Origin of the sequence: Pseudomonas sp. SJZ079 (assembly GCF_007993865.1) — a bacterium.
Taxonomy (GTDB): Bacteria; Pseudomonadota; Gammaproteobacteria; order Pseudomonadales; family Pseudomonadaceae; genus Aquipseudomonas.
The window spans coordinates 63,655-77,494 of record NZ_VIUH01000002.1 but is presented as its reverse complement, the minus strand read 5'-3'; the positions used below and the strand labels follow the sequence as shown (position 1 = coordinate 77,494).

Genomic DNA, 13,840 nt, shown 5'->3' with positions numbered 1-13,840 from the left:
CGCATGCGCGCCTTAGCTGAATTCATTATGCGCGGCCGTATGCAGGCCACTCTTGTGGTGGTTGTTTCAGCGGCATTGCCGCTGCTGTTCTGGTTAAGTGCTGCCGCCGGAAGCTTAGTGCTCCTGCGGCGTGGTTCGAGTGATGCCCTGGGCATCCTCGTCTGGGCCCTGCTGCCGGCGATTGGCTGGTGGTATTTCGGTGAGCCGCGCACCCTGTTGGTGTTGCTCGGTGCGCTGGGGCTGGCGTTGTTGTTACGCGCCAGCCAGTCCTGGAATCGCGTGCTGTTATGCAGCGTGGCGTTGGGTCTGGTGTATGGGGTGGTTTTGGGTGCGGTGTTCCGCGAACCCATCGTGGCAATGGCAGGTGAGCTGCAAAAGCTCCTGCCGCACATGCTCGATGGGGTTCACCAGCAGATGTCGGTGGACGAGCGAGCGCGCCTGGACAGCCTGATTGCACCGGTGCTGACCGGTTTGATAGCGGCTTTGTTGCAGATTGTCAGCCTGCTCAGCCTGATGCTTGGGCGTTATTGGCAGGCGCTGTTGTACAACCCCGGTGGTTTCGGGCGCGAGTTTCGCGCATTGAGGCTGCCGCCGGCACCGGCGATGTTGCTGCTGGTCGGCATGCTGCTCGGTCCCAATCTGGGACCGCAGTTGGCCATGTTGACTCCGCTGTGCAGTGTGCCACTGGTGTTCGCTGGCATCGCCCTGTTGCATGGGCTGGTGGCACAAAAGCGACTGGCCAAGTTCTGGTTGGTGGGGTTGTACATCACGCTGCTGCTGTTTATGCAGCTGACTTATCCGTTACTGGTGGTTTTGGCCATTGTCGACAGCCTGTTTGATTTTCGTGGTCGCTTCGAGCGCAAGCAAGGCTCTGGCCCCGCGAACGGTGAAGGTTAAAAGTTAAGAGGTTATTACCAAATGGAACTGATCCTGCTGGAAAAAATCGCCAATCTGGGCAACCTGGGCGATAAAGTGAACGTTAAGGCTGGTTACGGCCGTAACTTCCTGCTGCCGCAAGGCAAGGCCACCGCTGCTACCGCTGCGAACGTTGCTGCGTTCGAAGCGCGTCGCGCCGAGCTGGAAAAATTGGCTGCCGAGAAGAAAGCATCTGCTGAAACTCGCGCTGCTCAATTGGCTGAGCTGGAAGTGACCATCACCGCAACCGCTGGTGACGAAGGCAAGCTGTTTGGCTCTATCGGTACTCACGACATTGCTGACGCCCTGACCGCCTCTGGCGTGGAAGTGGCCAAAGCTGAAGTGCGTCTGCCGAACGGCACCATTCGTCAGGTTGGCGAGTACGACGTAGCGGTGCATCTGCACTCCGACGTTGAAGCGACCGTTAGGGTCGTTGTGGTAGCTGCCTAAGTAGCCGCCAAACGGGCTTGCGCTTAAGTGCAAGCCCGCTAACATCGGGCACGACATTGCGTAAGCGATGCCGTGCCCTTTGTTTTTCAACTGTAGAATTTTCTCCTGAGCCCTATGAACGACATCAGCATTCCCGAGCAATACGACCTGGAAACCTCAGCCCTGAAGGTGCCACCGCACTCGATAGAGGCCGAGCAGGCCGTGCTCGGTGGCCTGATGTTGGACAACAATGCCTGGGAGCGTGTGCTCGATCAGGTTTCCGATGGCGACTTCTATCGGCATGACCATCGCCTGGTGTTTCGCGCCATCTACAAACTGGCCGAGCGCAATCATCCCTTCGACGTGGTGACCCTGTCCGAGCAGTTGGACAAGGAAGGCCAGTTGTCCCAGGTCGGCGGTTTGGCCTATCTCGGCGAGCTGGCCAAGAACACCCCGTCGGTGGCCAACATCAAGGCCTATGCGCAGATCATTCGCGAGCGCGCCACCCTGCGCCAATTGATCGGCATCAGCAGTGAAATCGCCGACAGCGCCTATGCACCGCAAGGGCGTACCGGCGAAGAAATCCTCGACGAGGCCGAGCGGCTGATCTTCCAGATTGCCGAGGCGCGGCCGAAGACCGGCGGGCCGGTGGGTATCAACGAGATCCTGGTCAAGGCCATCGACCGCATCGATACCCTGTTCAACTCGGGCGATGCGATTACCGGTCTATCCACCGGCTTCACCGACCTGGACGCGCAGACCAGCGGTCTGCAGCCGGCGGACCTGGTGATCGTCGCCGGTCGTCCTTCCATGGGTAAGACCACCTTCGCCATGAACCTGGTGGAAAACGCCGTGCTGCGCAGCGACAAGGCGGTGGTGGTGTACTCGCTGGAGATGCCGGCCGACTCCATTGTGATGCGGATGCTCGCCTCGCTGGGGCGTATCGATCAGACCAAGGTGCGTGCCGGTCGCCTGGACGACGACGATTGGCCGCGCCTGACCTCTGCGGTCAACCTGCTCAACGACCGCAAGCTGTTCATCGACGATACCGCGGGCATCTCGCCGTCGGAGATGCGTGCGCGCACCCGGCGCCTGGCCCGTGAGCACGGTGAGATCGCCATGATCATGGTCGACTACCTGCAGTTGATGCAGATTCCTGGTTCCAGCAGCGAAAGTCGAGTCAATGAGATCTCGGAAATTTCCCGCTCGCTGAAAGCCCTGGCCAAGGAATTCAACTGCCCGGTGATCGCCCTGTCACAGCTCAACCGCTCTCTGGAGCAGCGCCCCAACAAGCGCCCGATCAACTCCGACTTGCGTGAGTCGGGGGCCATCGAGCAGGACGCCGACATCATCATGTTCGTTTACCGGGACGAGGTGTACCACCCGGAAACCGAGCTCAAGGGCGTCGCCGAGATCATCATCGGCAAGCAGCGTAACGGCCCAATCGGCACCTCGCGGCTGGCCTTTCTCGGCAAGTACTCGCGCTTCGAGAACCTGGCGCCGGGTAGCTATCAGTTCGACGACGAGTAAGCGCTTGGCCGCGGTGCCCGCCCGCGCGGGTTGAACGGCTCAGGACTTGTAGCTCGGGGTCAGCTGATCGGCGCAGACATGGCGCGCGAGGTAGTCCTCCAGGCGTTGGCCGGCTACGGTTTGGAAAGTCTCGCCGCTGTCGTCCAGGGTCTGCACCCGGTCGACGCGGAAGTTGCGAAAGTCATCGCGCAATTCGCACCAGCCGCACAAGGTCCAGACTTGTCCCCAGAAAAAAAGACCCAAGGGACGGATGTGGCGCTGGCTGCTCTCGCCGTTTTCGTCGCGGTAGCTGATCAGCAGCTTATGGCGCTGCCGGATGGCCTGGCGCAGCTCGCCGAGCCAGTGCACGGGCAGCGGGCGGGTCTCCGGGGCGAGCATCTGGTTGCGGTTGAGTTCATCGCGCAGGGCTTGCGGCAAGACTCCGTGGATCTTCGCCAGCGCCGACTCGGCGGCCCGCTGCAGCTGCGGGTCGGCCCAGGCCTTGACCATGCGCGCGCCGGTCAGCAGGGCTTCGATCTCCTCGCGTTCGAACATTAGCGGCGGCAGATCCATGGGTTGGCGCAGTACATAGCCGACGCCGGCCTCGCCCTCCAGCGGTACGCCGGAGAGCGAGAGGTCCTGGATGTCGCGGTAGATGGTGCGCACCGACACTTGTAGGCGTTCGGCCAGCCATTGGGCAGTGGTCAGGCGGCGACTACGCAGGAACTGCACGATCTGGAACAGCCGGTCAGCGCGTCTCATGCTCCCTCTTGTCGGTCTCGGTGGTCGGGCGAGCAATGGCACGCCCGGGGTGGCAGGTTCAGGACATGCTGTGCAGGCCCACCTCATTGCCTTCGCTGTCTTTTATCACAGCGATGAAGCCATGAGGGGCGATGGACATCTTGCCCTGGATGATGACGCCTCCTGCCGCCGGAACCCGGTTCACTACGGCATCCAATTGCCCTTCGACATTAAGGTAGACCCGGGTGCCGCCAATGCCGCTCTGTTGTTCGGCGGAATCGCTCAGGCAGCCGCCGACTCCGCTTTCCGGGGCGTGGGGAAACAGCGCCATGCGCCCGCCCATGCCCTCCATCACCTCCAGCGGCTGCGCCAGGGCCTGCTCATAAAAACGACGGGCGCGCTCGAAGTCGCTGACGAACAGTTCGAACCAGTTGATTGCATTCATTTTCTCTCTCCTTGATGACGGGGTTTGGCAGCAGGCACCGGCAGCAGATGGCGGCGCGCTTCAGTCTGCTGAGGCCACTCTAAGGCAGGGCTGCTGACAGCTTACTGTCAGCAGTCTGCAGCGCCTGCCGACGGCGGTGCGGTAGGCCGCTGCCAGGCGTCGCGGCATGAGTCGCGCCCAAGGCTCTGGCACGGCGCTGTGGCGAGCGGATGCCTGGCGTTTGCAGCCTGAGGGGCGAGGTTTAAGATGGTCGCCCCTCCAACATACGAGCCCGAGCCATGCGCCCGCTTGTCGCCAGCATCGATCTGTCCGCCATCCGTCATAACTACGCCGTTGCCAAACGCTGCGCGCCCGGCCGACAGGCCTTTGCTGTGGTCAAGGCGAATGCCTATGGGCATGGTGCTCGTGAGGTGGTGGCGGCGCTGCACGATGAGGCCGACGGTTTTGCCGTGGCCAGCCTGGAGGAAGCGGCCGAGGTGCGCGCGTTGCACGACGAGGCGCGGATTCTATTGCTCGAAGGCTGTTTCGCTGCGCAGGAGTACCAGGTGGCCGCGCAGCTCGGTCTGGACGTGGTGCTGCACAGTGCGCCGCAAGCGCAGCAGTTGTTGGCCGCACGCCTCGGGCGGCCCTTGAATGTCTGGCTGAAGCTGGACAGCGGCATGCATCGCCTGGGCTTCAGCGAGGCGGCTGTGCGTGAGTGGCATGCGCGTCTGTGCGGCACCGCGCAGGTTGCCGAGCTCAACTTGCTCAGCCATTTCGCCTGCGCCGATGAGCGCGGCAGCGAGATGACCGAACAACAGCTCGAACATTTTCTCAGCCTGCTGAATCTCGATTTTGCCCAGCGCTCACTAGCCAACTCGGCGGCGATTCTGACTATCCCGGCGGCGCACATGGATTGGTTGCGCCCGGGCATCATGCTCTATGGCGCGAGCCCCTTTCGCGAGCTGAGTGCCGAGGTGCTCGGGCTCAAGCCGGTCATGAGCCTCACGGCAGAGTTGATCGCCATCCGCGAGATCAATGTTGGCGAGGCTGTGGGTTACGGCGCCAGCTGGGTTGCGGCGCGGCCGTCACGCATCGGCACGGTGAGCTGTGGCTATGCCGACGGTTACCCGCGTCACGCGCCGAGCGGTACGCCGCTGCTGGTACGCGGGCAGCGTGTGCCGCTGGTCGGACGGGTGTCGATGGACATGCTGGCGGTGGATCTCAGCGACCTGGCTGAGGCTCAGGTCGGCGATGCGGTGCAGGTGTGGGGCGCGCAACTGCCGGTGGATGAGGTGGCGCAGGCCGCCGGCACCATTGGCTACGAGTTGCTGAGCAAGGTGACCCCGCGGGTGCCGCGGCGCTATTTCAGCGGCTGATCGGTTGGGGCGGACTGACAGAGCCCGCTGGTGACCTTGATCACGTCCAGCTGCAGGCGCGCGCTGTTGCTCAGCTCGCCATCTTCACCGCAGAGTGCGGCGCCTGAGCGACCGCGTGCCTTGACCTTGTACAGGGTTTCGTCGGCGGCCTTATACAGCTCGGTGAACTGCTTGGCGTGCTGAGGGTAGAGCGCCACGCCGATGCTGATGGTCACGCTGAGCCGTTCGGCACCATACATCACCGGTTGCGCCAGTGCGGCGAGCAGGCGTGCGGTAATTTCTTGAGCGTGCGGCTCGGCATCGGTGCCGCTGATCAGCACGGCAAACTCGTCGCCGCCCAGACGGGCCACGGTGTCGCCGCCCCGCACATGCTCACGCAAGCGCTCGGCGATGGCTTGCAGCATCAGGTCGCCGGCGTCGTGGCCATGCCTGTCGTTGATCGGTTTGAAGTGATCGAGGTCGATCAGCATCAGCGCCACGCTTTCGCGGTGGCGCTCGGCGTTGGCCAGCGCCGCTTCGGTGCGCTCGACCAGGTAGCGACGGTTGGGCAGCTCGGTCAAGGAGTCGTGAAAGGCTGCGTGTTCCAGCTCCCGTTCGCGCAGTGACAGGCGCGCATTGGCCGCCGCGAGTTCGGCGGTGCGCCGGGCCACGGCATCCTGTAGCTCGTCGCTGCTGGCCTGGATCTGGGTAAGACGTGCGGTTTTCTCGCGGTCGGCTTGGATCAGGGCTGCGGCTTTTTCCCGCTTGAGAATCTGGATGCGATAGGCCAGGGCAAAGGAGAACAGGATGGTTTCTGCCGCGACCGACAGCGGGAACAGGTAGGCGGTGAAGTTGTTCGGCTCGATCAGTCCGGCCGCACGCATCACCAACACCACCGTGCTGCCCAGCACGGCGCCATAGCCGAGCAGGTAGAGGCGTGACGGGATAAAGCCCTGGTAACAGCGTACGCCAGCGCTGAACAGCGCGGTCGGTACCGTGACGATCGGTGTCAGGGCGATCATCAGGGCGCCTTCGGCGCGGTAGCCGAAGGCGTTGATCAGTATGGCGATGACGTACAGTACGCAGCCGGCATTCAGCAGGCGATGCGGCCAGATCAAGCCGCGCTTGGTATAGAGCAGCTCCTGGGTGAAACGCATGACGAAAATCCCCCACAGCGAAGGTAGGGTGATGCGATCGAGCCAGAAGGGTACGGCACTGCCCGGCCACAGGTACTGGAAGCCATGGCCGGTCATGCTGAGGATAAACACCAGCACACAGGCGGTGGCCATGACATACCAGAAATAGGCTTTGTCACGCAGGGCGATGAGGATGAACAGGTTGTACAGCAGCAGCGCCAGAATGATTCCGTAGATCAAGCCGAAACCGAGGTTCTCGTTGCTGGCGTGCTGTTCCAGGTCGCCGAGCTGCCAGGTGCTGAGTGGGAAGGAGTTGCCGGCAGGGTCGTAGCTGCGAAAGTACAGGGTCAGCGGCTCGTCGCCGAGTTCCGGTAGTTTGAACAGCATGCGCCGGTAGGCATAGTCACGGCCTTCGCTGTAAGGCACGGCATTGCCGGTGTTGCGGGTGATCCAGCCGCCGTTGCCGTTTGGCAGGTAGAGCTGCAAGTCGAAAATGGTGATGCCGGCGTTTTCCAGCCACCATTGTGCGGGGGCCTCGGGCGTGCGTTGCAGGCTGACCTTGATCCACCAGGGGTTGCGGCTCTGGCCGACAGTGGCGCGGCCATTGGCCGGCTGAAAGCGGCTTTGCACGGCCGGGTCGGCCATGTCGGCAATATGCAGTTGGCCGCCCACATCCTCCAGCAACTCGATCTGCCCATTCAAGGACAGACCACTGCTGTCTGGGGTCAGGGTTATCGGGGCGGCCCTGGCCAAGCCGGCCGTACATGCCAGGCTCAGCAGTAACACTATTGAGGCGACAAACCGCTGCACCGCGCGTACTCCTTGTCCCTGCTTCCGTTTGGTCGATGCTGTTGTTGTGGGGCGGAGTATAGCCATAGATGGCTACTGTGATCACAAGTGTCTGAGCCCAAACGCCAGTCGCTCGGCCCCGTAAAACCTAGCGGTATGGTCGGATTTGGTTAATTTTTGTGCTATATTCCGCCCCCGTTTAAACACTAGAAACCTCGGTCCTCGTCATGCAAGCAGCCAAGCCGTTATTTGACTATCCAAAATACTGGGCCGAGTGTTTCGGGCCGGCGCCTTTCCTGCCGATGAGTCGGGAAGAGATGGACCAGTTGGGCTGGGACAGCTGCGACATCATCATCGTCACCGGCGATGCCTACGTCGACCATCCGTCCTTCGGTATGGCCATCATCGGCCGCTTGCTGGAGTCCCAGGGCTTTCGCGTGGGCATCATCGCCCAGCCGAACTGGCAGTCGAAAGACGACTTCATGAAGCTCGGCGAGCCGAACCTGTTCTTCGGCGTCGCGGCCGGCAACATGGACTCGATGATCAACCGCTACACCGCCGACAAGAAGGTCCGTTCCGACGACGCCTACACCCCCGGTGGCCTGGCCGGCAGCCGCCCGGATCGCGCCAGCCTGGTCTACAGCCAGCGCTGCAAGGAAGCCTACAAGCATGTGCCGATCGTCCTCGGCGGCATCGAAGCCTCGCTGCGGCGCATCGCTCACTACGACTACTGGCAGGACCGGGTGCGTAACTCGATCCTGATCGACGCCTGCGCCGACATCCTGCTGTACGGCAACGCCGAACGGGCGATTGTCGAAGTCGCCCAGCGCCTGTCCTACGGCCACAAGATCGAAGACATCACCGACGTGCGCGGCACCGCGTTCATTCGCCGTGACACGCCGAAAGACTGGTACGAAGTCGACTCCACGCGGATCGACCGTCCGGGCAAGATCGACAAGATCATCAACCCCTACGTCAATACCCAGGACACCCAGGCCTGCGCCATCGAGCAGGAGAAGGGCCCGGTCGAAGACCCCAACGAGGCCCAGGTCGTGCAGATCCTGGCCAGCCCGCGGATGACGCGCGACAAGACCGTGATTCGCCTGCCCTCGGTGGAGAAAGTCCGCGGTGACGCGGTGCTGTATGCCCACGCCAACCGCGTGCTGCACCTGGAAACCAACCCGGGCAACGCCCGTGCGCTGGTGCAGAAGCACGGCGAGGTGGACGTCTGGTTCAACCCGCCACCCATTCCGATGACCACCGAAGAAATGGACTATGTGTTCGGCATGCCCTATGCGCGGGTGCCGCACCCGGCGTATGGCAAGGCGAAGATCCCGGCCTACGAGATGATCCGTTTCTCGGTGAACATCATGCGCGGCTGCTTCGGCGGCTGTACCTTCTGCTCGATCACCGAGCACGAAGGGCGGATCATCCAGAACCGCTCGGAAGAGTCGATCATTCGTGAGATCGAGGAGATCCGCGACAAGGTGCCGGGCTTTACCGGGGTGATTTCCGACCTGGGCGGGCCGACCGCGAACATGTACCGCATCGCCTGCAAGAGCCCGGAAATCGAGTCCGCGTGCCGCAAGCCATCCTGCGTGTTCCCCGGCATCTGCCCGAACCTCAATACCGACCATTCCTCCTTGATCCAGCTGTATCGCAGCGCCCGCGCCTTGCCGGGAGTGAAGAAAATTCTGATCGCCTCCGGTCTGCGCTACGACCTCGCCGTCGAGTCGCCGGAGTACGTCAAGGAGCTGGTCACCCACCACGTCGGTGGTTACCTGAAGATCGCCCCGGAGCACACCGAGGAAGGTCCGCTCAACCAGATGATGAAGCCGGGCATTGGCAGCTATGACAAGTTCAAGCGGATGTTCGAGAAGTACTCCAAGGAAGCCGGCAAAGAGCAGTACCTGATTCCGTACTTCATTGCCGCGCACCCGGGCACCACCGACGAAGACATGATGAACCTGGCCCTGTGGCTCAAGGGCAACGGCTTCCGCGCCGACCAGGTGCAGGCCTTCTACCCCTCGCCGATGGCCACTGCCACCGCCATGTACCACTCGGGCAAGAACCCGCTGCGCAAGGTGACCTACAAGAGCGATGGCGTGCAGATCGTCAAGAGCGAGGCGCAGCGGCGCCTGCACAAAGCCTTCCTGCGTTATCACGACCCGAAAGGCTGGCCGATGCTGCGTGAAGCACTGACTCGCATGGGTCGTGCCGACTTGATCGGTCCGGGCAAGAATCAGCTGATCCCGTTGCATCAACCGGCCACCGACAGCTACCAGAGTGCGCGACGCAAAAACTCCACGCCGGCCGGCAGCCATAAAGTGGCCAAGGAAAAGACCACCAAGATCCTCACCCAGCACAGCGGTCTGCCGCCGCGTGGCAGCGATGGCGGCAATCCTTGGGACAAGCGCGAGGAAGCTAAGGCCGCAGCCTTTGCCAAGAATCAGCAAGCGGCGAAAGAGCGCTTCGATGCCAGCAAAGGTAAAGGCAAGAAGCCAGCTAAGCGTCCGGCCGTGCCGCGCTAACCGCAGGTTCCCTGTGGCAGCGGCCTTGGCCGCGAAAGCGCTCCCACGGTTGCGTAGCCCGGATGCAATCCGGGGGCAGTGAAAGCCCCGGATTGCATCCGGGCTAGGTGCTTTAGCCGTAGCGCTTCTGCGCCTCGATGGCCAGGCCGCTGCCGATGCTGCCGAAGTTGTTGCCTTCCACGTGCCGGGCGTTCGGCAGCATCGCCGCCACGCTCTGGCGCAATGCCGGAATGCTGCTGGAGCCGCCGGTGAAGAACACCGTATCGACCTGCTCGACAGTCACGCCGGCATTGCCCAGCAGTTGCCCGACGCTGGCGCGAATGCGCTGCAGCAGTGGCTCGATGGCGTTCTCGAACAGCTCGCGGGTCAGTTCGGCGACCAGGCCCGCCTCGATGCGTTCTAGCGCGATCGGCCGTTCGCCGGTCTCGGTCAGGGCGATCTTGCTGTCTTCAATTTGCATCGCCAGCCAGTGTCCGGCACGTTGCTCGATCAGTTTGAACAGGCGGTCGATGCCGGTCGGGTCGAGGATGTCGTAACGCATGCTCTGCAGTGCCAACTGCGACTTCTGCGCATACACCGCGTTGATGGTGTGCCAGGTGGCCAGGTTGAGGTGCGTGCTGGTCGGCATCGGCGCGTCGCTCTTCATTCGGCTGCCGTAGCCGAACAGAGGCATCACTCCTTGCAGGCTGAGTTGCTTGTCGAAGTCGGTACCGCCGATATGCACACCGCCGGTGGCGAGGATGTCGTCATGCCGGTCGGCGATTGCGCGGCGCTCGGGCGCCAGGCGCACCAGGGAGAAGTCCGAGGTGCCGCCGCCGATGTCGACGATCAGCACCAGCTCCTCGCGGTCGATGCCGCTCTCATAATCGAAGGCGGCGGCAATCGGTTCGTACTGGAAGGATACGTCCTTGAAGCCGAGTTTATGCGCCACCGCGACCAGGGTGTTTTGCGCCTCCAGGTCGGCGGCCGGATCGTCGTCGACGAAAAATACCGGACGGCCCAGCACCACTTCCTCGAACGGACGCTCGGCCACGGCTTCGGCACGCTGCTTGAGCTGGCCGATAAACAGGCCGAGCAGATCCTTGAACGGCATGGCGCTGCCCAGCACCGTGGTCTCGCTCTTCAGCAGCTTGGAGCCCAGCAGGCTTTTGAGCGAGCGCATCAGACGGCCTTCGTAGCCTTCCAGGTATTCGTGCAGGGCCAGCCGGCCATACACCGGGCGACGCTCTTCGAAGTTGAAGAACAGCACCGAGGGCAGGGTGATCTTGCCGTCTTCCAGGGCGATCAGGGAGTCTACGCCCGGGCGCTGCCAGCCGACGGTGGAGTTGGAGGTGCCGAAGTCGATGCCGCAGGCGCGGGCGGGAGTGGAGAAAGGCATGCTGCGCACGGTTCCAGAAAAACGGCCGCGCATTCTATGCGAGCCGGCGGGGGAATGCTGCCTCGATTGCCTGCCGCCGCGACGGATGACCGCGCAGCTCAGTTAAGACTAAGGGTGATTGCGGCCAGTACCGCGTAACGCCCGGTCTTGGCCAGACTGACGATCAGCAGAAAACGCCAGCAGGGCTCGCGCATCACACCGGCCACCAGGGTCAGCGGATCGCCGACTATCGGCAGCCAGCTGAGCAGCAGTGACCAATGCCCGTAGCGCCCGTACCAGCCCTGCGCCTGTTCCAGCTTGCGTGGGCTGACCGGGAACCAGCGCCTGTGGCGAAAGTGTTCGAGGGAGCGGCCGAGCAGCCAGTTGAGCAGGGCGCCGAGCACGTTGCCGGCGCTGGCGACGGTGAGCAGTGCCCACAGCGGGTAGCGGTCGCTCAGCAGCAGCGCGACCAGCACCGTCTCCGACTGCAAGGGCAGCAGCGTTGCGGCGCCGAATGCCGAGAGGAACAGTCCCAGGTAGGCGGAGAGCGTCAGCACGCAGGGGCAACCGCGTCAGTGGTGCACCCGCCGTTAGTGCTCGGCGTTGGCCATGATCTCTTCCAGCTTGAGGCCGGTCAGACCATGGATGGTGCGCCACAGGTAGTAGAAGATCGCCATCAGCATCAGCATCGAGGGAATTGCGATCATCGGGTAGCTGAGCAGGTTCATGCGCCCAAGTTCGGCGTTGAACGCTTCGCTGCCGGCCGGGCTGATGACGATCCACTTGGCCAGCACGTAGTTCATCGCCGAGGAGAAGAAGAAGGTCCCGCTCAACCAGTAGGTGGCCGTCAGCAGGCGTGCCTCGAACAGCTCGGTGTGGCCACCTTGCTCCAGGCGCTGATGGATCTTGTCGACGTTGAGCACCGACTTGTTGAACAGCAGGGTGCGGATCAGCGGGTGGCGGGTGCGTGTCGACACCAGCACGGCGATGCCGATCAGTCCGGGAATCGCCGCCTCCTTGATCGCCAGCCAGCGGGTGTCCAAATGCAGCAGACCGATACCGCCGGTGAGCAGCACGCTGACCAGGCCGAGCAAGGCGATGAAGTTGAATTTGCGGTACTTGATCAGCTCGAAAGCGCCCCAGCCGAGCGGGAAGGACAGGGCCAGCAGCAGGGCGCCGTCTGCGCCGAGGTTCGCCTCGCCGCTGAGCTTCATCAGAATCAGCGACGGAATCAGGATACTGATCAGTAAATCGACCATTGGGCGGGGCTTGTGGCTGGCCGGGGTGTTCTGGGTGATCTCGGTCATGTCATTCATAGCGCAGAAAGGAAGCCTGATGATCGCCTGCTTGAGCCTCGGCCGCCAGTCCAACTGTCGCCTGGACTGTGACAAAGTTGTACGCCCCGACGGTTAGCAGCCTTTAGACTTCGCGGATTGGCGCAATGGCTCGAAGGTTCGGCGGTTGCGGCGATCGTTCGAATGGAGGGTTTGGCGCTAACTCGACGATGATAAAGTGCTATCACGCGGTGCGGCGATCGTCTGATCGCAGGAGTGCTCTATGCGGTTTCTCAAGGCTGTTCGATGGTCCTGGCGGGTGCTTGCGTTGTGCAGCCTGCTGGTTGGCCAGGCCTGGGCGAAGGAATGCATCGGCGTAGTGCCGGCCAGTGCGCAGCTGTTCTGGTCACAGGTCAAGAACGGCGCCCTGCAGGCGGGCCTGGATGTGGACATAGAGGTCTATTTTCGGGGTCCGATCCGTGAAGGCAACGTCGTGGTGCAGGCGCAACTGATCGACAAGGTGGTCGCGCGTGGCTGCAAAGCGCTGGTGATTGCGCCGAGTGGCGCCGAGATCAATGCCAAAGTGCGGGCGCTCAAGGCCCGTGGTATTCCGACCATTTATATCGATCGGGATGTCGGCAGTACCGAGGTGCGGGCGCTGATCGCCACCAACAACTATCGCGCGGGTCAGCTGGCCGGGCAGCATCTCGGGCAGGTGCTGCGTGGCAAGGGACGGGTCGGGGTGATTCAGATGAGTCCGGCGATTGCCTCGACCAGCGAGCGCCGGCGAGGGTTTATTCAGGCCGTGCGGGCGGCGGGGCTGACCATAGTGTTCGACCAGCCTCTGGGCGGTAACCCCGAAACGACATTCAAGATCTTGCGCGAGCAGTTGCCGCAACTCGATGCACTGTTTACCCCGAACGGTTCTACCACCCGCGAAACCCATGCCGCGCTGCTGCGTCTGCAGGCGACTGATCAGCTGTTGCATGTGGGGTTCGATAGCGGCCAGGTACTGCTGGATGCGCTCAGGGCCGGGCAGATAGACGCACTGGTGGTGCAGCAGCCCTATGCCATGGGCTATCAGGGGGTGCGCCTGGCCGAGCGTGCGATGCGCGAACCGCGGGTGACAGCCGCGCGGCAGCAGATTGAGTTGGATGCCATGTTGGTCACTCGAGAACGTCTCGATAGCCCAGAGGTCAAGGCGTTATTGACGATGCCGGAGAATCTGTAAACGCTGAAACAGTCGGGAGGCGCGGCGAGCCACTGGCGACGCTTGGCCCTGGCTGAAAGCGCTACGGCGATGAATGACGCAAGTCGACGAGCGGCTTAGCTTGCGTAGCTGACGGGTTCAGGGGGATAGAGGAATTTGCTAAGCTA

At 62.7% G+C, this 13,840-nt stretch carries 12 protein-coding genes; 6 read left to right on the top strand and 6 right to left on the bottom strand.

Translation table 11 applies throughout. The features are described 5' to 3' along the window. The first annotated feature begins 3 nt into the window (after window positions 1–3). The 3 genes from FBY03_RS02520 (at window position 4) to dnaB (ending at window position 2,874) form a co-directional block, all read left to right on the top strand. Window positions 4–897 (top strand): hypothetical protein, encoded by an 894-nt coding sequence (locus FBY03_RS02520; protein ID WP_147170626.1) that lies wholly within the window; start codon window positions 4–6, stop codon window positions 895–897. A 21-nt stretch (window positions 898–918) separates the two neighbouring features. Further along, a complete protein-coding gene (gene rplI / locus FBY03_RS02515; RefSeq protein WP_147170625.1) occupies window positions 919–1,365 on the top strand; it encodes a 50S ribosomal protein L9 in 447 nt (148 codons plus the stop codon). A gap of 114 nt (window positions 1,366–1,479) precedes the next feature. Further along, complete coding sequence (gene dnaB / locus FBY03_RS02510) at window positions 1,480–2,874, top strand: replicative DNA helicase (protein WP_147170624.1); 1,395 nt, start codon at window positions 1,480–1,482, stop codon at window positions 2,872–2,874. Between the two features lie 39 nt (window positions 2,875–2,913). On the opposite strand, the gene FBY03_RS02505 is transcribed toward dnaB, so the two are convergent. Together FBY03_RS02505 and FBY03_RS02500 are read right to left on the bottom strand one after the other, a co-directional pair. Then, window positions 2,914–3,615 carry a YafY family protein gene (locus FBY03_RS02505; RefSeq protein WP_147170623.1) on the bottom strand — a complete coding sequence of 234 codons (702 nt, stop codon included), beginning with the start codon at window positions 3,613–3,615 and terminating at the stop codon, window positions 2,914–2,916. 58 nt (window positions 3,616–3,673) lie between these two features. After that, entirely contained in the window at window positions 3,674–4,039 is a 366-nt protein-coding gene (locus FBY03_RS02500) for a VOC family protein (RefSeq protein WP_147170622.1), read from the bottom strand. A gap of 278 nt (window positions 4,040–4,317) precedes the next feature. Here FBY03_RS02500 and alr point away from each other — a divergent pair, with 278 nt between their 5' ends. Then, a complete protein-coding gene (gene alr, locus FBY03_RS02495; RefSeq protein WP_147170621.1) occupies window positions 4,318–5,397 on the top strand; it encodes an alanine racemase in 1,080 nt (359 codons plus the stop codon). Here the strand turns inward: alr and FBY03_RS02490 are convergent. Beyond that, the gene (locus tag FBY03_RS02490; protein ID WP_256677838.1) at window positions 5,382–7,265 is read right to left on the bottom strand and encodes a diguanylate cyclase; all 1,884 of its coding nucleotides are present in this window, start codon (window positions 7,263–7,265) and stop codon (window positions 5,382–5,384) included. The two genes, alr and FBY03_RS02490, sit on opposite strands and share 16 nt — an antisense overlap. A 263-nt stretch (window positions 7,266–7,528) precedes the next feature. On the opposite strand from FBY03_RS02490, the gene FBY03_RS02485 reads away from it, so the two are divergent. After that, window positions 7,529–9,832, top strand: coding sequence for a YgiQ family radical SAM protein (locus FBY03_RS02485; RefSeq protein WP_147170619.1), 2,304 nt, complete (start codon window positions 7,529–7,531; stop codon window positions 9,830–9,832). Window positions 9,833–9,944: 112 nt separating this feature from the next. Here FBY03_RS02485 and FBY03_RS02480 read toward each other — a convergent pair whose 3' ends face one another. The 3 genes from FBY03_RS02480 to FBY03_RS02470 all read right to left on the bottom strand — a co-directional run bounded on the left by FBY03_RS02480 (window position 9,945) and on the right by FBY03_RS02470 (window position 12,496). After that, window positions 9,945–11,210: an Hsp70 family protein gene (locus tag FBY03_RS02480; RefSeq protein ID WP_147170618.1), complete on the bottom strand. Its 1,266-nt coding sequence runs from the start codon at window positions 11,208–11,210 to the stop codon at window positions 9,945–9,947. A 98-nt stretch (window positions 11,211–11,308) separates the two neighbouring features. Next, on the bottom strand, window positions 11,309–11,746 hold the full coding sequence (locus FBY03_RS02475; protein WP_147170617.1) for a YqaA family protein: 438 nt from the start codon (window positions 11,744–11,746) through the stop codon (window positions 11,309–11,311). A gap of 33 nt (window positions 11,747–11,779) precedes the next feature. Continuing rightward, window positions 11,780–12,496: a VC0807 family protein gene (locus FBY03_RS02470; RefSeq protein ID WP_178090537.1), complete on the bottom strand. Its 717-nt coding sequence runs from the start codon at window positions 12,494–12,496 to the stop codon at window positions 11,780–11,782. A 250-nt stretch (window positions 12,497–12,746) separates the two neighbouring features. On the opposite strand from FBY03_RS02470, the gene FBY03_RS02465 reads away from it, so the two are divergent. Further along, window positions 12,747–13,694, top strand: coding sequence for a substrate-binding domain-containing protein (locus FBY03_RS02465; protein ID WP_147170615.1), 948 nt, complete (start codon window positions 12,747–12,749; stop codon window positions 13,692–13,694). Window positions 13,695–13,840 lie beyond the last annotated feature (146 nt).